Source organism: Phaeospirillum tilakii (assembly GCF_042683125.1).
Classification (GTDB): Bacteria; Pseudomonadota; Alphaproteobacteria; order Rhodospirillales; family Magnetospirillaceae; genus Phaeospirillum; species Phaeospirillum tilakii.
Genome location: NZ_JBHUIY010000017.1, coordinates 1 through 18,929, shown reverse-complemented (window position 1 = coordinate 18,929; position 18,929 = coordinate 1). Strand labels below are relative to the sequence as shown.

17 protein-coding genes are annotated in these 18,929 nt (G+C 71.8%); 12 read left to right on the top strand and 5 right to left on the bottom strand.

Annotated elements, in window-relative coordinates; all coding sequences use genetic code 11:
- Window positions 1–15: 15 nt before the first annotated feature.
- From ACFSNB_RS09925 to ACFSNB_RS09905, 5 genes are all read left to right on the top strand, one after another.
- The gene (locus ACFSNB_RS09925) at window positions 16–1,437 is read left to right on the top strand and encodes an efflux transporter outer membrane subunit (protein ID WP_377316032.1); all 1,422 of its coding nucleotides are present in this window, start codon (window positions 16–18) and stop codon (window positions 1,435–1,437) included.
- 326 nt (window positions 1,438–1,763) lie between these two features.
- On the top strand, window positions 1,764–3,116 hold the full coding sequence (gene pabB, locus ACFSNB_RS09920) for an aminodeoxychorismate synthase component I (protein WP_377316030.1): 1,353 nt from the start codon (window positions 1,764–1,766) through the stop codon (window positions 3,114–3,116).
- The gene (locus ACFSNB_RS09915; protein WP_377316028.1) at window positions 3,110–3,913 is read left to right on the top strand and encodes an aminotransferase class IV; all 804 of its coding nucleotides are present in this window, start codon (window positions 3,110–3,112) and stop codon (window positions 3,911–3,913) included. The genes pabB and ACFSNB_RS09915 overlap by 7 nt, the downstream gene beginning before the upstream one ends.
- A 143-nt stretch (window positions 3,914–4,056) precedes the next feature.
- Window positions 4,057–6,234 (top strand): methyl-accepting chemotaxis protein, encoded by a 2,178-nt coding sequence (locus ACFSNB_RS09910; protein WP_377316026.1) that lies wholly within the window; start codon window positions 4,057–4,059, stop codon window positions 6,232–6,234.
- Between the two features lie 114 nt (window positions 6,235–6,348).
- Window positions 6,349–6,696: a hypothetical protein gene (locus ACFSNB_RS09905; RefSeq protein ID WP_377316024.1), complete on the top strand. Its 348-nt coding sequence runs from the start codon at window positions 6,349–6,351 to the stop codon at window positions 6,694–6,696.
- A gap of 45 nt (window positions 6,697–6,741) precedes the next feature.
- On the opposite strand, the gene ACFSNB_RS09900 is transcribed toward ACFSNB_RS09905, so the two are convergent.
- Both ACFSNB_RS09900 and ACFSNB_RS09895 read right to left on the bottom strand, forming a co-directional pair.
- A complete protein-coding gene (locus ACFSNB_RS09900) occupies window positions 6,742–7,242 on the bottom strand; it encodes a rubrerythrin family protein (protein ID WP_377316022.1) in 501 nt (166 codons plus the stop codon).
- Window positions 7,243–7,297: 55 nt separating this feature from the next.
- On the bottom strand, window positions 7,298–7,534 hold the full coding sequence (locus ACFSNB_RS09895; protein WP_377316020.1) for a hypothetical protein: 237 nt from the start codon (window positions 7,532–7,534) through the stop codon (window positions 7,298–7,300).
- Window positions 7,535–7,663: 129 nt separating this feature from the next.
- On the opposite strand from ACFSNB_RS09895, the gene ACFSNB_RS09890 reads away from it, so the two are divergent.
- Window positions 7,664–7,849, top strand: a complete 186-nt coding sequence (locus ACFSNB_RS09890) for a hypothetical protein (protein WP_377316018.1) — start codon at window positions 7,664–7,666, stop codon at window positions 7,847–7,849.
- Window positions 7,850–7,931: 82 nt separating this feature from the next.
- Here the strand turns inward: ACFSNB_RS09890 and ACFSNB_RS09885 are convergent, their stop codons facing one another.
- Both ACFSNB_RS09885 and ACFSNB_RS09880 read right to left on the bottom strand, forming a co-directional pair.
- Window positions 7,932–8,714, bottom strand: coding sequence for a hypothetical protein (locus ACFSNB_RS09885; protein ID WP_377316016.1), 783 nt, complete (start codon window positions 8,712–8,714; stop codon window positions 7,932–7,934).
- Window positions 8,715–8,737: 23 nt separating this feature from the next.
- The gene (locus ACFSNB_RS09880) at window positions 8,738–10,420 is read right to left on the bottom strand and encodes a tetratricopeptide repeat protein (protein WP_377316014.1); all 1,683 of its coding nucleotides are present in this window, start codon (window positions 10,418–10,420) and stop codon (window positions 8,738–8,740) included.
- Between the two features lie 191 nt (window positions 10,421–10,611).
- Between ACFSNB_RS09880 and ACFSNB_RS09875 the strand changes: the two genes are divergently transcribed.
- The 6 genes from ACFSNB_RS09875 to ACFSNB_RS09850 all read left to right on the top strand — a co-directional run bounded on the left by ACFSNB_RS09875 (window position 10,612) and on the right by ACFSNB_RS09850 (window position 18,333).
- Window positions 10,612–11,244 (top strand): TetR/AcrR family transcriptional regulator, encoded by a 633-nt coding sequence (locus ACFSNB_RS09875; RefSeq protein ID WP_377316012.1) that lies wholly within the window; start codon window positions 10,612–10,614, stop codon window positions 11,242–11,244.
- Window positions 11,241–12,377 (top strand): efflux RND transporter periplasmic adaptor subunit, encoded by a 1,137-nt coding sequence (locus tag ACFSNB_RS09870; RefSeq protein ID WP_377316011.1) that lies wholly within the window; start codon window positions 11,241–11,243, stop codon window positions 12,375–12,377. The genes ACFSNB_RS09875 and ACFSNB_RS09870 overlap by 4 nt, the downstream gene beginning before the upstream one ends.
- Window positions 12,377–15,421, top strand: a complete 3,045-nt coding sequence (locus tag ACFSNB_RS09865) for an efflux RND transporter permease subunit (protein WP_377316010.1) — start codon at window positions 12,377–12,379, stop codon at window positions 15,419–15,421. The genes ACFSNB_RS09870 and ACFSNB_RS09865 overlap by 1 nt, the downstream gene beginning before the upstream one ends.
- A gap of 89 nt (window positions 15,422–15,510) precedes the next feature.
- A complete protein-coding gene (locus ACFSNB_RS09860; protein ID WP_377316009.1) occupies window positions 15,511–16,167 on the top strand; it encodes a flavodoxin family protein in 657 nt (218 codons plus the stop codon).
- A 102-nt stretch (window positions 16,168–16,269) separates the two neighbouring features.
- Window positions 16,270–17,214, top strand: coding sequence for a 1,4-dihydroxy-2-naphthoate octaprenyltransferase (gene menA / locus ACFSNB_RS09855; RefSeq protein ID WP_377316008.1), 945 nt, complete (start codon window positions 16,270–16,272; stop codon window positions 17,212–17,214).
- Window positions 17,215–17,295: 81 nt separating this feature from the next.
- Window positions 17,296–18,333, top strand: a complete 1,038-nt coding sequence (locus ACFSNB_RS09850) for an MBL fold metallo-hydrolase (protein ID WP_377316007.1) — start codon at window positions 17,296–17,298, stop codon at window positions 18,331–18,333.
- A gap of 172 nt (window positions 18,334–18,505) precedes the next feature.
- Here the strand turns inward: ACFSNB_RS09850 and ACFSNB_RS09845 are convergent.
- Window positions 18,506–18,929 (bottom strand): hypothetical protein (locus ACFSNB_RS09845; RefSeq protein ID WP_377316006.1); only part of this gene is annotated, 424 nt, incomplete at its 5' end.

Genomic DNA, 18,929 nt, shown 5'->3' with positions numbered 1-18,929 from the left:
GGCCGAGATCCCGCCATGATCAAGAAGCTGTCCTCGTTGCTTGCCGCCACCACCCTGCTGGCGGGGTGCTCGCTGATCCCCGATTACCTGCGTCCGGACGCCCCGGTGGCGCCGTCCTGGCCGCAGGCCGACAGCGCCGCCCGGGCCGGGGCGCCGCTGATGGGCGATCTGGCCTGGAAGGCGTTCTTCAAGGATCCGGGCCTCCAGGCCCTGATCGAGCAGGCGCTGGCCAACAACCGCGACCTGCGCGTCGCCGCCCTCAACATCGAGGTGGCGCGGTCAACCTACCGGGTGTCGGAATCGGCGCTGTTCCCGCAGATCAACGCCAATGGCGGCTTCACCAGCCAGCGGATTCCCAAGGGGGTCGGCGGCAGCACCGCCGACGTCACCAACCGGACCTATCAGGCCAATCTGGGGGTGACCTCGTGGGAGCTCGACTTCTTCGGCAAGCTGTCGAGCCAGCAGGAACAGGCCTATGAGAACTTCCTCGCCACCGAGGAAGCCCGGCAGGCGACCCGGATCTCGCTGATCGCCGAGGTCGCCAACGCCGCGCTGTCGCTTTACGGCGACCGCGCCTTGCTGGCCCTGACCGAGGAAACCCTGGCCAGCCGCGAGGATTCGCTGGGCCTGATCCAGCGCAGCTTCGACAACGGGGTGTCGTCGCAGGTCGATGTCGCCCAGGCCCGCACCGCGGTCGAGACCGCCCGGGTCAACAAGGTCAAGTACCAGCGCCAGGTCGAACTCGACAAGAACGCCCTGACCCTGCTGCTGGGCGGCCCGTTCGACGAATCCCGCCTGCCGTCGCCGGCCTCGCTCGACGCGGTCGGGCTGGTCGAGGACATGCCGGCCGGGCTGCCGTCGGAGGTGCTGCTGCGCCGGCCCGACGTCGCCCAGGCCGAACACAGCCTGAAGGCGGCCAACGCCAATATCGGCGCCGCCCGCGCCGCCTTCTTCCCCAGCATCTCGCTGACCGCCTCGGGCGGCGGCACCAGCGGCACGCTCGACACCCTGACCGCCTCGCCGGCCTGGATCTTCAACCCGCAGATCACCGTGCCGATCTTCACCGCCGGCAAGAACCAGGCCAATCTCGACAGCGCCAAGGCCAGCCGCGACATCGCCGTCGCCACCTACGAGAAGACGATCCAGACCGCCTTCCGCGAGGTGTCCGACGCCCTGGCCGCCCGCGCCACCCTGACCCAGCAGATCAAGTCGCAGGGCGATCTGGTCACCGCCACCGGCGACAGCTACCGCCTGTCGCGCGCCCGCTATGACCGCGGCGTCGATTCCTATCTCAACGTGCTGGATTCCCAGCGTTCGCTCTACAGCGCCCAGCAGGATCTGATCTCGACCCAGGTCACCCGGCTGTCCAACCTTGTCACCCTCTACAAGGTGCTGGGGGGCGGGGTCGAACGCGACGCGGTCGCCAAGGCGGAGTAGTTTTTAACCGTTACAAAAAGATCATCCCGCCGCCATCTCGGCGTAAGCCGGGGGGCGGTAGGATCTCACCATCAGCTTTCGGGATCAGCCACTCGAAAGTCGTCCTCCGGGTCCCCCCCGACCCGTCGCCCCGCCTCCGGTCCCCCTTCGGAGGCGGGGTTTTTGTTGTTGGGCTGCCGCCCAAACCCGCCCGGGGCGATGCCCCGGACCCCCCTTTGTTTTCGAAAAAAAGGGGGGGTGGGGCATCGCCCCAAGCGGGGCGCGGGGTGGCAACCCCGCTTCTTCCCCGCTGGGCAAGCCGGCGCGGACCGGCTATATCCCCGCCGATGTGGCAGGAAATTCCCTATGTCGATCCGTTGCGCGCCTACGCCCCCTGGGCCGGCGAGGCCTGGGCGATGCTGCTCGACAGCGGCGGCGACGACACCGCGCGCGGCCGGCACGCCTTTCTCGCGGTGCGGCCGGTCCACACCCTGACCGCCGACGGCGCCGGGCTGCGCCGTGACGGCGTGGCGATCGGCGGCGATCCCTTCGCCGCCTTGGCCGAGGCGCTGGCGGCGTTTCCGCCGCCGCCGCCGGGGCCGCTGCCGTTCGCCGGCGGCGCGGTCGGGTTGTTCGGCTATGAACTGGGCCGCCATCTCGAACGTGCCCCCGCCCGCCATGGCAGCGGGCCGGCCGAACTGGCGGTCGGGCTGTACGACGCGGTGGCCGGGTTCGACCGGGTCGCCCGCCGCGCCTGGGTGGTGGCGGCGCGGCCGCAGGCCCGGGCCAAGGCGGCGGCGCTGGCCGAGGCGATCGCCGCCGCGCCGCCGTTGCCGCCGCTGCCGCCGCCGCCCGGGCTGGCGCTGCGGCCGGAGCTGACGCGGGAGGCCTATCTCGACCGGGTGCGGCGGATCCTCGCCCTGATCGCGGCGGGGGAGGTCTATCAGGTCAATTATACCCAGCGCTTCCGCGCCGCGCGCCCGGCCGGGCTCGACCCGTTCGCGCTGTACCGCCGGCTGCGGGCGCTCAATCCGGCGCCGTTCGCCGCCTGCCTGCGCTTCGGCGGCGGTCTGGCGCTGGTCAGCGCCTCGCCCGAGCGGTTCCTGTCGCTCGACCGCGCCGGGCGGATCGAGGCGCGGCCGATCAAGGGCACCCGGCCGCGCGCCGCCGATCCGGCCGCCGACCGCGCCGCCGCCGCCGCCCTGGCCGCCAGCGGCAAGGATCAGGCCGAGAACCTGATGATCACCGACCTGCTGCGCAACGATATCGGCCGGGTGGCCCGGCTGGGCAGCGTGCGGGTGCCGGTGCTGCGCGGGATCGAAAGCCACGCCACCGTCCATCACCTCGTCTCGGTGGTCGAGGGGCGGCTGCGGCCGGGGCTGGGGCCGGTCGATCTGCTGCGCGCCGCCTTTCCCGGCGGCTCGATCACCGGGGCGCCGAAGCTGCGGGCGATGGAGATCATCGACGACCTGGAACCGGGACCGCGCGGGCCGTATTGTGGCGCGGTCGGCTGGATCGGCGGCGACGGGGCGATGGATACCAGCATCGTCATCCGCGCCATCACCCTGACCGCCGACGAGGTGATCGCCCAGGCCGGCGGCGGCATCGTCGCCGAGTCCGATCCCGCCGCCGAGCATGCCGAAATGATGACCAAACTGGCGCCGGCCCTGGCGGCGCTGGAGGGAGAAGGCCGATGCTGAGCTGGCTGAACGGGGCCCTGGTGGCCGATCCCCGCCTCGATCCCGCCGATCGCGGCTTCACCCTGGGCGACGGTTTGTTCGAAACCATCCGTCTCGCCGGGGGGCGGCCCTGCCATCTCGCCCGCCATCTCGCCCGCCTCGCCGCCGGCTGCCATGTCCTCGATCTGCCGCTGCCCTATGACGGCGCGACGCTGGCGGCGGCGATGGCCGGGCTGGCGCGGGCGCAGGATCTCGATGCCGGGGTGCTGCGGCTGACCCTCAGCCGGGGGCCGGGGCCGCGCGGGCTGCTGCCGCCGGCCACGCCGCATCCGACCCTGCTGCTGACCCTGGCGCCGCCCGCGCCGCCGCCGGGGCCGGCCCGGCTGGTGATCGCCACCGTCACCCGCCGCAACGAGCATTCGCCGCTGGCCCGGATCAAGAGCCTCAATTACCTCGACAATCTGCTGGCGCGGCAGGAGGCGGCCCGGCGCGGGGCCGACGATGCCCTGCTGCTCAACGGCCAGGGCCGCGCCGCCGACAGCGCGATCGCCACCCTGCTGGTCCGGCTCGACGGCCGGATCGTCACCCCGCCGGTGGCCGATGGCGCCCTGCCGGGCATCGCCCGCGCCCTGGCGCTGGAGGCCGGGCTGGTCGAGGAGGCGCCGCTGACCCCGGCCGACCTCGCCCGGGCCGACGCGGCGGTGCTGGCCAACAGCCTGGGGGTGCGGGCGGTGGTCAGCCTCGATGACCGGCCGCTCGCCCCCTGTGACGCCCTGGTCCGCGCCCTGGCCACCCGGCTGCTGACCGAGCCGGCCTGACCCCTGTCGGCGTGTCTATGCGGCAAGATATAGACTGGGAACGGACAGGACGAAGGTCTATAATCCTTCGACCCCGCTGACGCCGCGCGCGTGGCGGGCGGGGACCGCGTCCCGCGCCGCCCGGCGCCGAGGGGGAGAAGGCCATGACTCTGAAATCGGTCAAGACCCGGATTCTTCTGTTCGCCGGCCTGTGTCTGGTCGGCGCGGTGGCGGTTCAGGTGGTGTCGGGCCTGCTTGCGGCCCAGTCGGCCAACGATCTGGTGGTGACCCGCACCAGCACCATTCTCGACGACAAGACGCGCGAGGCGATCGGCAATCTCGCCTCGACCCAGGCCGGGCTGCTGCGCTCCGAGTTCGAAACCGCGCTGATCGCCGCCCGCACCATGGCCCAGGCCTTCGCCCACAGCGCCCAGGCCAGCGACGGCGGCCGCCAGCCCGACAAGCGGCAGCATCTCAACGACATCCTGCTCAACGTGCTGACCCTCAATCCGCGCTTCAACGGCACCTATTCCGCCTGGGAGCCCAATGCCCTCGACGGTGCCGACGAATCCTTCCGTGGCCGGCGGGAGACCGGCACCGACGCCACCGGCCGCTTCCTGCCCTACTGGAACCGCGACCGCGCCGGCCGGATCGCGATGCAGCCGCTGGTCGAGTATGACAGCGCCGAGCGTCATCCCAACGGGGTGATGAAGGGCGGCTGGTATCTCGGGCCGAAGCAGACCGGCAAGGAAAGCGTGCTGGGGCCGCTGCCCTATATCGTGCAGGGGCGGGAGGTCTATCTCGCCACCCTGTCGGTGCCGATCGTCGCCAAGGGCAAATTCGTCGGGGTGGCCGGCGCCGATTTCGACCTCGATTTCGTCCAGAAACTGGCCGGCGAGGTCAGCCGCGCGGTGTTCGACGGCCATAATCAGGTGGTGATCCTCAGCGATCTCGGTCTGGTGGTGGCGCACAGCGCCCATCCCGAGCTGATCGGCAAGAGCTTCGCCGGGGAGAGTCACAGCTGGGACGCCGACCTCGCGGTGATCCGGGCGGGCGAGGCCAGCTCGCGCTGGCAGGGCGACACCCTGCGCACCTTCGCCCCGATCCGGCTGGGCGAGACCGGCAAGCCCTGGTCGGTGCTGATCGAGGTGCCGCGCCCGGTGGTGATGGCCCAGGCCGACCAGTTGCGCGAAAGCCTGCTCGACCGCACCCGCCAGAACATGATCTGGTCGCTGGTGACCAGCGTGGTGGTGCTGCTGGCGGCGCTCGGGGTGATGGCGCTGGCGGCGCGCGGCGTGGCCGGGCCGATCATCGCGATGACCCGGGCGATGCAGCGGCTGGCCGACGGCGACACCGCGATCGAGATCCCCGCCCGCGACCAGCAGGACGAGATCGGCCAGATGGCCCACACCGTCCAGGTGTTCAAGGAAAACGCCCTGCGCGTCGCGGCGTTGCAGGAAGAGCAGACCCGGGCCGAGGCCCGCGCCACCGAGGAGCGGCGTCAGGCCCGCCACCAGCTCGCCGACAGTTTCGAGGCCAGCGTGATGGGGCTGGTGCAGGCGGTGGCCGGCTCGGCCGACCAGATGCAGAGCACCGCCGTCGGCATGGCCGACAGCGCCCGCGAGGCCGGCAGCCGGGCCGAGACGGTGGCCAGCGCCGCCCAGTCGGCCACCGCCAATGTCGAGACGGTGGCCACCGCCGCCCAGGCGCTGTCCGACTCGATCGGCGAGATCAGCCGGCAGGTGGCCCAGGCGGCCCAGGTGGCGCAGACCGCCTCGACCGAGGCCGCCCGCACCAGCCAGATGGTCGAGATCCTGGCCGGGGCCGCCGACCGCATCGGCGAGGTGGTCAATCTGATCAACGACATCGCGGCGCAGACCAACCTGCTGGCGCTCAACGCGACCATCGAGGCGGCGCGGGCCGGCGATGCCGGCAAGGGCTTCGCGGTGGTGGCGGGCGAGGTCAAGCATCTCGCCAACCAGACCGCCAAGGCGACCGAGGAGATCGGCGGTCAGGTCAGCGCGGTGCAGGAGGAAACCCGCCGCGCCGTCGCCGCGATCCGCACCATCGCCGGGGTGATCGACGACGTGCGGCAGATTTCGGCCTCGATCGCCGCCGCGGTGGAGGAGCAGGGCGCCGCCACCCGCGAGATCTCGCGCAACGTCCAGCAGGCCGCCGCCGGCACCCGCGACGTTTCGACCAACATCGCCGGGGTCAATCAGGCGGTCGGCAGCACCGGGGCCGCCGCCAACACCGTGCTCGACTCGGCCCGGGCGCTGTCGGACAATGCCGGGCGGCTGCGGGCCGAGGTCGGCAGCTTCCTGGTCACCGTCCGCCAGTGACGGGCGGTGGCCGTTCCGCGATGCTGTCTGAAAAAAGCCGTTTTTGTCGCTGATGATGGCGACACTCCCGGATTGGACTTCGCCGGGTGCGATCACGCAGGAAAGGCGCCGATCATGTTCGCGAGTTTGGGCTCCCGTCTGGCGATAGCCGCCCTGGCCGGCACGATGCTGGTGACCCCGCTGAGCGCGGCGCGGGCCGGGGGGCATCATGGCGGGGACGTCGCCCTCGGTCTGCTCGGGGCGGCGATCGTCGGCGGCACCGTCGCCGCGATCGTCAGCAGCCAGGACCCGGCGCCGCCGCCGGTCTATGTCGCGCCGGCCCCGGTCTATCCGCCGCCGCCGGTCTATTACGCCCCGCCGCCGGTGGCCTATGTCCCGCCGCCGCCGGTCTATTACGCCCCGCCGCCGCCGCCTTATTACCGGCACGGCTATTATTACCGCTCGGGCTATTACTACCGCTAGGGGTGCTCCGGTGGCGGCGGGCCGGGCGCCCGCCGCCGGGGGCCGTCAGGCGACGGTGACGTAGCGGTCGCCGCGCGCCTTGCAGACCGGACAGCTGTCCGGGTGGTCGCCGATCACGGTGTGGCCGCAATGCGGGCAGATCCACACCGTCTCGGCGGCGAGATCCTTGCCGGCGGCGACCGCCGCCAGGGCGGCCTGGAACAGGCCGTGATGGATCTTCTCGACCTCCATCGCATGCTTGAGCGACAGCAGGGCGGCGCGGGCGCCCTCGGCCTCGGCGGTGGCGACGAAGGCGGGATACATCTCCTCGAACTCGTGGCGTTCGCCCTCGATCGCCTCGCGCAGATTGTCGGCGGTGGCCTTGACCCCGCCCATCGCCCGCAGATGGGCGTGGGCATGGACCGTCTCGGCCTCGGCGACGGCGCGGAACAGCTTGGCCACGCCGGGGAAGCCCTCCTTGGCGGCGGCGTCGGCGAAGGCGAGATATTTGCGGTTGGCCTGGCTTTCCCCGGCGAAAGCGGCGGCGAGATCATCCTGGGTGGTCATGAAATCCGGTCTCCTTGGGGGTGAGAAAACGGGGCGGTGGCCCCGGGGGGAAGGGTCATTCGACGCAATCGTAGGTGACCTTGGCCAGATCGGGATTGAGGCTGCTGACCCGGGCCTTGCGTCCGGCCCAGCCGCAGATCTCGTCGGCCTTCTTGAGGGCGCGGACCTCGCTCGACCCGTCGTAGCTGATCACGCCGCCACGGTCGTTGGCCCATTCCACCTTGGGGTCGCTGCTGCATCCGGCCAGCAGCGTTGCCGCCACGGCCAGTCCGAGGGCGAAGGAAGTACGCATCCGATCGTTCTCCGCATTGCCAGTCCGGGACGGCAGCCTACCCCGGCGGCGCCTTGCTGTCACCGGGATGACGGCGCCGTCCGCCGCCGCTATCATCCCTGCTTTCCCCCCTTTGCAGGAGTTCCGAGGATGGCCGAAGCCAACCAGGATCTGATCAGCGCCGGCAACATCGCCAAGGCGCTGGGCGTGTCGGACGCCCGGGTCAAGAAGGCGATCAAGACGCTGGCGCTGGAGCCGGCGGCGAAGCGCGGCGTCTGCGCCTTTTACGACCAGGGCGCGGTGGAGCGGATCAAGGCCGCGCTGGCCGAAGGCTGACCGTTTTCGCCCACCCCCCAAACCCCCCGAAAAAAAGGGGGGTTTGGGGCTCCGCCCCAAGCGGGCGCGGGCGGCAGCCCGCTTAGCGGTCCTCGGGACGCGGCAGGCGCTGGATCGCCATCAGCAGGGCGGGATCGCCGATGAAGCTGTGGCTGCCGCAATGGGTCAGCCGGCTGCGCAGGGAGGCCCAGATCTCGCCGCCGATGTCGCGCCAGCGTTTGCACAGGGCGTAATCCTCGCTGAGATAGGTGCCGCTGTCGGGATCGATGATCGGATCGAACAGGGCATAGCCCGCACTGTCGCCGGTATCGCCCCGGCTGGCGCGAACGTCGCTGAGGGCGAAGCGCAGGTCGGGATGGGCGGCGATCAGCCGGGTCACCGCCGCCCGGGTCAGCATCATGAAGCCGCCGCCGAGGGCGCGGACCCGCATCATCTCCCCCTCGACCGGGGCGGGGCGCTGGTCGAGGAACTCGACCACGTAATTGAGGGCGTTGCTCTCGATGTCGGGGATGCCGTCGCGGGCCATCTCGCCGATCAGGTCCCAGTTGAGCTTCTTCAGCGGGTAGAGCGCGCCGCAGAAATCCTTGCCGGCGGCGAGCAGGCCGAACACCTGCTCGGGCTCGAAGCCGATGTCGGCATCGACGAACAGCAGGTGGGTGGCGTCGGGGATCTCAAGGAAGCGCTGGACCAGATTGGCGCGGGCGCGGGGGATCAGGGCGTCGCCGCCGAGCAGGCTGAACGACAGGGTCAGGCCCTGGTCGATGCAGGCGCGCTGGAGCTTGATCAGCGACACGGCGAAATGGGTGGTGACCAGCCCGCCATAACAGGGGGCGGCGACGAACAGGTGGATCGGTTGGTCAGGCATGCCGGGCCTTTCGCGGCGGAGGATCAGGCGGCGGCGAAGCGGTCGAGCGCCTGGGACAGCGCCGCCAGCGGCGCGCTCCAGTCGCCGCGCCGCCGTTGGCGGAACAGACGCAGACTGGGGTACCACGGGCTGTCGTCGCGCTCCAGCATCCAGCGCCAGTCGGGGGCGAACGGCAGCAGCAGCCACACCGGCTTGCCCAGCGCCCCGGCGAGGTGGGCGACGGCGGTATCGACCGCGATCACCAGATCGAGCCCGCTGATCGCGGCGGCGGTGGCGGCGAAATCGGTCAGGGTGGGGCCGAGATCGTCGAGGGTGCCCGCCGCCCCGTCGAGCAGGGCGCGGTCGCCGTCGCGCAACTGGCGTTGCAGCGAGAACAGCCGCAGGCCGGGACGGCTGGCGGCCGCCAGCAGCGTCGCCGCCGGCAGCGAACGCTGGGCGTCGGCGGGGTGGTCGGGGCTGCCGGCCCACACCAGTCCGACCGCCTTGCCCGGCCCGGCCAGCCGCGCCGCCCAGGCGGCGGCCTCGGCGGGATCGGGCGACAGGTAGGGCACCTGGGCCGGGATCGCCGCCGCGCGATCGACGTAGAGGCCGGGCAGGCTCATCAGCGGCAACTGGCAGTCGAAGGCGGGCAGGGGGCTGCCGAACGGGATCACCTCGGCCGGTTCGGGCCGGCGCCGGGCCAGCCGGGTCAGCGGCGCCGGCAGTTCGAGCAGGATCCGCCCGCCGGCGGCGGCGACCCGGGGCAGGAAGCGCAGCGCCAGGATCAGGTCGCCCAGCCCCTGTTCGGTGTGCAGCAGCAGGGTGCGGCCGTGGAGCGGGCCGCCGTCCCAGCGCGGCCGGCTGAACGGGGCGCGGTGCCGCACCGGGGCGGGGGCGTGCAGCCGGGCCTCGTATTCGCGCCAGCCGGTGACGAAATCGCCCTTCAGCAGGGCGATCTGCGACAGGTTGAAATGGGCCTCGGGGCTGTCCGGCACCAGCGCCAGCGCCGCCGTCAGGCATTCCTCGGCGCGGTCGAGCCGGCCGAGGTCGCGCCACGACACCGCGAGATTGATCAGCGCGTTCCAGTAATCGGGCTGAAGTTCGAGGCAGCGTTGATAGGCGGCGACCGAGTCCTCGATCGCGTCGCGCCGGCGCAGCGAATTGCCCAGGTTGAACTGGGCCATCACCAGATCGGGACGATGTTTCAGCGCGGCGCGGAAGCATTCCTCGGCCTCGGCATCGGCGCCGTCGCGGCTCAATTGGGTGCCGAGGTCGTTCCAGGCCAGGGCGTGGGCGGGATTGAGCGCCAGTTCGCGCCGCAGCGCCGCCTCGGCCTCGCCGTGCCGGCCGAGCGCGTCGTAGCAGAGGGCGAGGTTGAACTGGATTTCCGGCTGGCCGGGGGCGAGCAGGGCGGCGGTTTCGAGCAGGGCGACCGCCTCGTCGTGATGGCCCCGGCGGTGGGCGACGAAGCCGAGGGTCATCAGCCCGGTCGGGTTCTTTTCGTCCAGCGCCAGCAGCCTGCGGGCGGCGTCGGCCGCCGGGTCGAGCCGGTCGGTCTCGAGGCTGAGCACGGCGGACAGGGTCAGGGCGTCGCGGTCGTCGGGATGGCGGTCGAGCACCAGGGCGCACAGGCGCTGCGCCTCGTCGCGGCGGTTCTGGCCGCGCAGGGTCAGGGCGGCGGCCAGCACTTTCTGGGGGAGCGGCGGTTCCGGGGGAGATTGGTCCATTGGGCATCCACGCGACAGACGGGGCCGGTCCGGCGCCCGGACAGCCATCGGGCCAGCCTAGTCCGGATTCATTTATTTTTAGTGTCCCGCGCTCTTGACAGCGGGCTGGCCGGCGGGCCAGGATCCCGTTGCCTGAACGCGTTCAATGAACGTGTTCTGCATCCCCCCACGTCAGGCCGGCGGAGCGACCGATGCCGAGGCTGCCTCTCAGCGAGCAGGAACGCGACCAGATCCGCGGTCGGATCCTCGCCGCCGCGCGCGAGCTGGTCGAGCGGCTGGGGGCGGAGCGGCTGTCGATGCGGGCGATCGGGGCGCGGGTCGGGCTGACCGCTTCGGCGCTCTACGCCTATTTCCCGGCCAAGCAGGATCTGCTGCGGGCGCTGTGGCAGGGGGCGATCGACGATCTCGACGCCCGCTTCCGCGCCCTGTCGGCGGCCGAGTCCGATCCGCTGGCGGCGCTGGCGGCGCTGGGGCGGGCCTATGCCGGCTTCGCCCTCGAGGATCCGGTGCGGTTCCGCCTGCTGTTCTTCACCCCGGCCCCGCCCGGGGCGATCGACGACGAGACCGGCCAGCCGCCGCAGAGCCGGATCGGCTACGCCATCGCCCGCGAGCGGGTGGTCGAGGCGATCGATCGCGGCCTGCTCCGCCTCGGCGACGCCGATCTGGTGTGCCAGACCCTGTGGTCCTCGCTGCATGGGGTGGTGGCGCTGGCCAACGCCCCGACCGATTTCCCGTTCCAGTCGCCGCAGCGGCTGGTCGAAACGATGCTCGCCACCGTGCTGCGCGGCTTGAGCCGCGCCCCCCTGCCAGGAGATTCACGATGACCGCTCCCGTTCGCATCCCGGGCCGGTGGCGGGCCCCGGCCGCCGCCGGTCTGGCCGCCGGGCTCGCCCTGGCGCTGCTCGCCGGCTGCGACAAGCCCGCGCCGCCGGCCGAGCCGGCGCTGCGGCCGGTGCGGGCCGAGCCGGCGCGGGCGGTGACGCTGCGGGATTTCCCCGCCCTGGTCGGCGAGGTCCGGCCCCATTTCGAAAGCGATCTCGGCTTCAAGGTGTCGGGCCGGGTGGCGTGGCGGCTCAACCGGCTGGGCGCCAGCGTCCGGCGCGACGAGGTGGTGGCCCGGCTCGACGAGCAGGACCAGCGCAACCAGCTCGCCACCGCCCAGGCCGATCTCGCCGCCGCCCGCGCCGGGCTGGCCCAGGCGGCGGCCGAGGAAAAGCGCCAGAACACCCTGCGCAACGACGGCTGGGTGTCCCAGGCCCGCTACGAATCCGCGCTCCAGGCCCGCGACAGCGCCGCCGCCCAGGTGCGCGCCGCCGGGGCCCGGCTGAAGCTGGCCCAGGACCAGCTCGGCTACACCCAGCTGCGCGCCCCGGCCGACGGGGTGATCACCGCGCTGGGGGCCGAGGCCGGGCAGGTGGTCGGCGCCGGGCAGATGGTGTTGCGGCTGGCCCGGCCCGAGCACCGGGACGCGGTGTTCGCCCTGGCCGAAAACCGGCTGGCCGACCTGCCGCCCGACGCCCCGGTCGAGATCGCCCTGCTCGACGATCCGGCGGTGCGCACCGCCGGCACCGTCACCGAAATCGCCCCCAGCGCCGATCCGGCCACCCGCACCTATGCGATCAAGGTCGCCCTGCCCGACGATGCCGAGGCGCTGCGCTTCGGCATGTCGGTGGTCGGGCGGATCCAGACCGGGGCGCGGCGGGTGATCGCCCTGCCGGCGGCGGCGCTGTTCCAGCAGAACGGCCAGCCGGCGGTGTGGGTGGTCGATCCGGCCAGCCACGCCGTCGCCCTGGTCCCGGTCGGCGAGGTGCGGATCGACTCCGACCGGCTGCTGATCGGCAGCGGGCTGGAGGAAGGGGCGCTGGTGGTCACCGCCGGGGTGCAGACCCTGGTGCCGGGGCAGAAGGTCCGCCTGCTCGACCCGCCGGCCGCCGCCGCCGCTGAGGGGGCGCGGTGATGGGCCTCAACCTGTCCGACTGGGCGCTGCGCCACCGCTCGCTGACGATCTATCTGATGCTGGTCTGCGCGGTGGCCGGCACCCTGGCCTTCCTCGAACTCGGCCGCGACGAGGATCCGCCCTTCACCATCAAGGTGATGGTGGTCAAGACCCTGTGGCCGGGCGCGACCATCGACGAGACGGTCAATCAGGTCACCGACCGGATCGAGAAGAAGCTCGAGGAAACCCCCTCGCTCGATTATCTGCGCAGCTACACCACCGCCGGCGAATCGGTGGTGTTCGTCACCCTCAAGGACACCACCCCGCCCGGGCAGGTGGCCGATCTGTGGTATCAGGTGCGCAAGAAGACCGGCGACATCGCCCATACCCTGCCGCAGGGGGTGCAGGGGCCGTTCTTCGACGACGAGTTCGGCGACACCTTCGGGGTGATCTACGCCTTCACCGCCGACGGCTTCAGCTATCGCGAGCTGCGCGATTACGTCGAGGGGGTGCGGGCCGAACTGCTGCGCCTGCCCGACGTCGGCAAGATCACCCTGATCGGGGTGCAGGACGAGCGGGTCACCCTGTCGTTTTCGACCCGCCGGCTGGCCAATCTCGGCGTCTCCCGCGATCAGATCCTCGCCGCGCTGCAAAGTCAGAACGCGGTGGTCCCGGCCGGGGTGATCGATACCGGCGGCGAGAAGGTGCTGGTGCGGGTCAGCGGTGGCTTCGCCTCGCAGGGCGACGTCGCCGATCTCAATCTGCGGGTCGGCGACCGCTTCCTCCGCCTCGCCGACGTCGCCGAGATCGAACGCGGCACGGTCGATCCGCCCAGCCCCTCCTACCGGGTCAACGGCAAGCCGGCGATCGGGCTGGCGCTGTCGATGGCCAAGGGCGGCAACAATCTGGCCCTCGGCGAGGCGATCCGCCAGCGGATGGCCGCGCTCGAACGCGACCGCCCGGTCGGGATCGAGGTGATCCAGGTCGCCAACCAGCCCGAGGTGGTGCGCGCCTCGGTCGATGGCTTCGTCAAGTCGCTGATCGAGGCGGTGGCGATCGTGCTGGTGGTCAGCTTCCTCAGCCTCGGCCTGCGCGCCGGCACGGTGGTGGCGCTGTCGATCCCGCTGGTGCTGCTGGCCTCGTTCGTGCTGATGAAGATGACCGGGATCGACCTCCAGCGCGTCTCGCTCGGCGCCCTGATCATCGCCCTCGGTCTGCTGGTCGATGACGCGATGATCACGGTCGAGATGATGGTCCGGAAGCGCGAGGAGGGGCTGTCGGCCCACGAATCCGCCACCTTCGCCTATACCTCGACCGCCTTTCCGATGCTGACCGGCACCCTGGTGACGGTGATCGGCTTCCTGCCGGTCGGTTTCGCCCAGAGTTCCTCGGGCGAATATTGCTTTTCTCTGTTCGCGGTGGTGGCGATCGCCCTGCTGATCTCCTGGCTGGTGGCGGTGCTGTTCTCGCCGCTGATCGGGGTGGCGCTGCTGCCGAAGCGGATGGCGCCGCCGCCCGAAAGCGGGCTGACCTTCCGCCTCGGCCGCGCCTTCCGCGCCGTGCTGGAACTCTGCCTGCGCCACCGCTGGCTGGTGATCGCGGCGACCGCCGGGCTGTTCGTGCTGGCCCTGGTCGGGGCGAAGCATCTCCAGCAGCAATTCTTCCCCCCCTCGGAGCGGCCGGAGATCCTGCTCGATCTGTCGCTGCCGCACAGCGCCTCGATCAAGGCCACCGGCCGGGCGGTCGAGCGGATCGAACGCCGCCTCGCCGCCGATCCCGACGTCGCCCGCTATGCGATCAATGTCGGCAGCGGCGCGGTGCGCTTCTATCTGCCGCTCGACATCCAGCTCGACCATGATTACTTCGCCGAGGCGGTGGTGGTGGCGAAGGACGTCGCGGGGCGCGATGCCCTGGCGACGCGGTTGCAGCGCGAGCTGTCGGAGGAAATGCCCGAGGCGGTGATCCGCGCCACCCCGCTGGAGCTGGGGCCGCCGGTCGGCTGGCCGCTGAAATACCGCGTCAGCGGCCCCGACCCGCAGCAGGTGCGGCGGATCGCCTATGACCTCGCCGCCCTGATCGGTCAGGACGAGTCGACCCGGCTGATCAATTTCGACTGGAACGAACCGATCAAGACGGTGCGGGTGGCGATCGACCAGGACAAGGCCCGCCTGCTCGGCCTGACCTCGCAGGATCTGGCCCAGGCGCTCGACGCCGCCTTTTCCGGCACCACCCTGACCGTGTTGCGCGACTCGATCTATCTGATCCCGGTGCAGGCCCGGGCTCCGGCCGGCGAGCGCGCCGATCTCGACACCCTGCGCGGGTTGCAGATCTCGCTCGGGCCCAACCGCTCGGTGCCGCTCGGCGAACTGGCGCGGATCGAGACCGGGTTCGAACAGCCGATCCTGTGGCGGCGCCAACGTCTGCCCACCCTGACGGTTCAGGCCGACCTCACCGGCGGGATCCAGGCCGCCACCGTGGTCAAGCGGCTGGCGCCGAAAATCGAGGCCTTCGCCGCCGGGCTGCCGGCCGGCTACCACGTCGCCACCGGCGGCACCGTCGAGGAAAGCGCCAAGGGCCAGCGTTCGATCGGGGTGGTGATGCCGGTGATGCTGCTGCTGATGCTGACCGTGCTGATGGTTCAGTTGCAGAGCTTTCAGCGGCTGGCCCTGGTGCTCAGCGTCGCCCCGCTCGGCCTGATCGGGGTGGTGGCGGCGCTGCTGCCGACCGGGACGCCGATGGGCTTCGTTGCCATGCTCGGCTGCGTCGCCCTGATCGGGATGATCGTCCGCAATTCGGTGATCCTGGTCGATCAGATCGAACGCAACGTCGCCGACGGGATGGAACGCTGGGAGGCGGTGATCGAGGCCACCTGCCACCGTCTGCGCCCGATCCTGCTGACCGCGGCGGCGGCGATCCTCGGCATGATCCCGATCGCCTCGGAATCCTTCTGGGGGCCGATGGCCTACGCCATCATCGGCGGGCTGATGGTGGCGACGGTGCTGACCCTGCTGTTCCTGCCGGCGGCCTATGTGGCATGGTTCCGCGTGCCGGCGCCGAAGGGGTAAAACAAGGCGGGCTCTGCCCGCGCCCGCCAAGGGCCGCAAGGCCCTTGGATCCCGTCGAGGGAGGGGCACCGGAGCTGGAGGGAAAAAGGATGCGGGTGATCGCGTTCAACGGCAGTCCGCGCAAGGGCTGGAACACCGCCACCCTGCTGGAAGAGGTGTTGGCGGGGGCGGCCAGTCAGGGGGCGGAGGTCGAGATGGTTCATCTCTACGACCTTCACTATCAGGGCTGCGCCAGTTGCTTTGCCTGCAAGACCCGCGCCCATCCGCCCGAGCGGGGCTGCACCCGCCGGGACGGGTTGACCGAGTGGCTGGGGCGGGCCGCCGCCGCCGACGCGCTGGTGCTCGGCTCGCCGATCTATCTCGGCACCGTCACCGGCGAGATGAAGAGCTTCTTCGAGCGGCTGGTGTTTCCCTATCTCGCCTATGACGGCAGCTATTCCTCGCTGTTCCCGCGCCGGATCCGCACCGCCTTCGTCTACACCATGAATCTGGGCGAGGCGGCGATGGTCGAACGGGGCTATCCGGTTCATCTCGACAGCAACGCCCGTTATCTCGGCCGGATGTTCGGCGGGTGCGAGACGCTGTGCAGCACCGACACCTGCCAGTTCGAGGATTACGGCCGGATGGCCGCCGACGGCTTCGACGCCGCCCACAAGCAGCGGCGGCGGGAAGAACAGTTCCCCCAGGATCGCGCCGCCGCCTTTGCCCTCGGCACCCGGCTGGCCGCCCCGGCCGAGGCGGGCTGAGGCGGCGGCGCTTCTCCCCGGCGGGGGGCTGCGTTATGGTACCTGCCCCGGGCCGGGGCGAATCGGTCGCCCGCCGCGCGCCGGAGTGAAGAAGGCCTTGTCATGAACATCGAGCCCGGTCAGACGGTGACCGCCCCCCCCGCCACCGACGATCCCGCCAGCCCGGCCGATCTGCCGCCGGCCGGGTGGCGGCTGTGGTGGCTGGCGATCCGGCCGCGCACCCTGACCATGGCGGTGGCGCCGGTGCTGGCCGGCACCGCGCTGGGCTGGGCCGAGGGCGGCCATTTCGACCCCCGCCCGTTCCTCGCCGCGCTGGGCGGGGCGCTGATGATCCAGGCCGGGGCCAATCTCTACAACGATGTCGGCGACGCCCTGCGCGGCGGCGACCAGCCGTTGCGCCAGGGGCCGCCGCGCGTCACCGCGCTCGGCTGGGCGACGCCGGCCCGGGTGCGCGCCGCCGCGATCGCCTGTTTCGGCCTCGCCTGTCTGTTCGGGCTTTATCTGATCGCACTGGGCGGCGTGCCGATCCTGCTGCTCGGCCTCGCCTCGCTGGCCGGCGGCTGGTGCTATTCCGGCGGCGCGCGCCCGATTTCCTACGGTCCCTATGGCGAACTGTGCGTGATCGCCTTCTTCGGTATCGGCGCGGTGGCCGGCAGCGCCTATCTCCAGACCGGCACCCTGCTCGGCTCGGCGGTGCTGGTCGGCCTCGCCCTCGGCGCGGTGGCGGCGGCGGTGCTGATGGCCAACAATTACCGCGACATGGAGCCCGACCGGCTGGTCGGCCGCCGCACCCTGGCGATCCAGCTCGGTCCGCGCCACAGCCGTTTCCTCTACGCGGCGATGGTGCTGGCCCCGTTCGCCCTGCTGGCCGGCCCGACCGGCCCGGCCGGCGGCTGGGTGACGCTGGCGGCGCTGCCGCTGGCGATCGGCCTGATCCATCGCTTCTTCACCGAGCCGCGCGGCCCGGCCTTCAACCGGATTCTCGGCCTGACCGCCCGGCTGCAATTGGTGATGGCGGCGCTGCTGAGCCTGGGGGTGGTGTTCTGACCCTCCCACGGGGTGGGGAGATTTCTTGTCGCAGTGCGGCAAACGGCCTAAACTCGCCCGTCGTCGCATGAGGCCGCCCGCGTGAAATTCTCCCCCCTGACCTATCCGTTCGAACTGCCGCCCGAGCCGGGCCGGCTGATCGAAGTCGCTCCCGGCATCTCCTGGTTCCAGATGCCGCTGCCCTTCGCGCTCGACCACATCAATCTGTGGGCGCTCGACGACGATGACGGCGGGCTGACCCTGATCGATTGCGGCGTCGCCGACGCGGTGACGCGGCAATTATGGACCGCCCTGCTGGCCGGGCCGTTGGCCGGGCGGCCGGTGCGGCGGCTGATCGCCACCCATTTCCATCCCGACCATATCGGGCTGGCCGGCTGGCTGGCGGAACGGCTGTCGGTCGAACTGACCGCCACCCTGGGCGAATGGCTGTTCGCCCGCATGCTGTGGCTGGAGGACAGCCCGGCCTATTACACCAACCAGACCGAGTTCTACCGCCGCCTCGGCCTCGATCCCGCCACCTGCGCCACCATCTCGCGCCGGGGCAACAGCTACCGCCCGCGCATCGATCCGATCCCGGTCCGTTTCCTCGGGGTCGAGGATGGCGCCGTGCTGCGGATCGGCGGGCGCGACTGGCGGGCGATCGTCACCGCCGGCCATTCCCCCGCCCATCTCAGCCTGCATTGCCCCGAGGCCGGGGTGCTGATCTCGGGCGATCAGGTGCTGCCCCGCATCAGCCCGATCGTCGGGGTCTGGCCGCAGCAGCCCGACGAGAACCCGCTGGCGCCGTTCCTCGCCGCGCTGACCCGGCTCGAAGCCCTGCCGGAGGAGACCCTGGTGCTGCCGTCCCACGGCCTGCCGTTCCACGGCCTGCACCCGCGCCTCGCCGATCTCGCCGCCCATCATGGCGAACGGCTCGACCGTACCCGCGCTGCGCTGGATCGGCCCGCCACCACCGCCGAGGTGATGCGGACCCTGTTCCCCCGGGCGATGGATCCCAGCCAGATCGTCTTCGCCGTCGGCGAAACCCTGGCCCATCTCGCCTATCTGGTCGAACGGGGCGAAGTTCACCGCGAAAGTGCGGCGGGTGGGGTCTGGCGCTTCTCGCGCGGCGGGGCATAGAGAGGCGCGGGCCCTCGGCGGGGCTGCCGCCCCGCACCCCGCCTGGAGGCTGGCGCCTCCAGACCTCCCCCTTTTTTGAAAACAAAGGGGAGGTGGGGCGAGTGCCCAACAAAAGCCCGGCCTTCTGATTCGGTGATATTGCGCGCGAAGCGCGCGGCGGCCGCAGCCTGGATCAGCGACAGCGCGACAGCCGGCTCATCTGTTCGATGGTGGCGGTGGCGGCGGCACGGCTGGAACAGCCCGGTGTCGGCGGGGCAGCCGGGGGCTGCGGCGGCGCGACCGGCTCGACCACGGCGACGCGGGCCTCGGGGGCCGGCGGCGGATTGGGGGCGGGCGCGGCGGCGACCGGAGCGGGGGCCACCGCAGCGGGGGCCGGTGTCGGCGCCGCCGTCGGGGCCGGAGCGGGCAGGGCGACCACCGGAGCCGGAGCAACCGGAGTCGGGGCCGCAGCCGGCGGAGCCGGCTCGGCGGAAGGCGTCGGAGCCTGGGTCGCGGCCGCCGGGCGGGGCGGCGGGGCGGCGGGACGGGCGACCGGGGTGACCTGGGCCGGGCGGGCCACCGGCAGCACCGGCGGCGGGGCCGGCGGCACGGGCGCG

Coding starts and splice junctions, on each gene's coding strand:
- ACFSNB_RS09915 (WP_377316028.1), top strand. CDS start 3,110: ATGCTGAGCTGGCTGAACGGGGCCCTGGTGGCCGATCCCCGCCTCGAT.
- ACFSNB_RS09925 (WP_377316032.1), top strand. CDS start 16: ATGATCAAGAAGCTGTCCTCGTTGCTTGCCGCCACCACCCTGCTGGCG.
- ACFSNB_RS09880 (WP_377316014.1), bottom strand. CDS start 10,420: ATGGACCAATCTCCCCCGGAACCGCCGCTCCCCCAGAAAGTGCTGGCC.
- ACFSNB_RS09870 (WP_377316011.1), top strand. CDS start 11,241: ATGACCGCTCCCGTTCGCATCCCGGGCCGGTGGCGGGCCCCGGCCGCC.
- ACFSNB_RS09910 (WP_377316026.1), top strand. CDS start 4,057: ATGACTCTGAAATCGGTCAAGACCCGGATTCTTCTGTTCGCCGGCCTG.
- ACFSNB_RS09900 (WP_377316022.1), bottom strand. CDS start 7,242: ATGACCACCCAGGATGATCTCGCCGCCGCTTTCGCCGGGGAAAGCCAG.
- ACFSNB_RS09885 (WP_377316016.1), bottom strand. CDS start 8,714: ATGCCTGACCAACCGATCCACCTGTTCGTCGCCGCCCCCTGTTATGGC.
- ACFSNB_RS09905 (WP_377316024.1), top strand. CDS start 6,349: ATGTTCGCGAGTTTGGGCTCCCGTCTGGCGATAGCCGCCCTGGCCGGC.
- menA (WP_377316008.1), top strand. CDS start 16,270: ATGAACATCGAGCCCGGTCAGACGGTGACCGCCCCCCCCGCCACCGAC.
- pabB (WP_377316030.1), top strand. CDS start 1,764: ATGTGGCAGGAAATTCCCTATGTCGATCCGTTGCGCGCCTACGCCCCC.
- ACFSNB_RS09895 (WP_377316020.1), bottom strand. CDS start 7,534: ATGCGTACTTCCTTCGCCCTCGGACTGGCCGTGGCGGCAACGCTGCTG.
- ACFSNB_RS09860 (WP_377316009.1), top strand. CDS start 15,511: ATGCGGGTGATCGCGTTCAACGGCAGTCCGCGCAAGGGCTGGAACACC.
- ACFSNB_RS09875 (WP_377316012.1), top strand. CDS start 10,612: ATGCCGAGGCTGCCTCTCAGCGAGCAGGAACGCGACCAGATCCGCGGT.
- ACFSNB_RS09865 (WP_377316010.1), top strand. CDS start 12,377: ATGGGCCTCAACCTGTCCGACTGGGCGCTGCGCCACCGCTCGCTGACG.
- ACFSNB_RS09890 (WP_377316018.1), top strand. CDS start 7,664: ATGGCCGAAGCCAACCAGGATCTGATCAGCGCCGGCAACATCGCCAAG.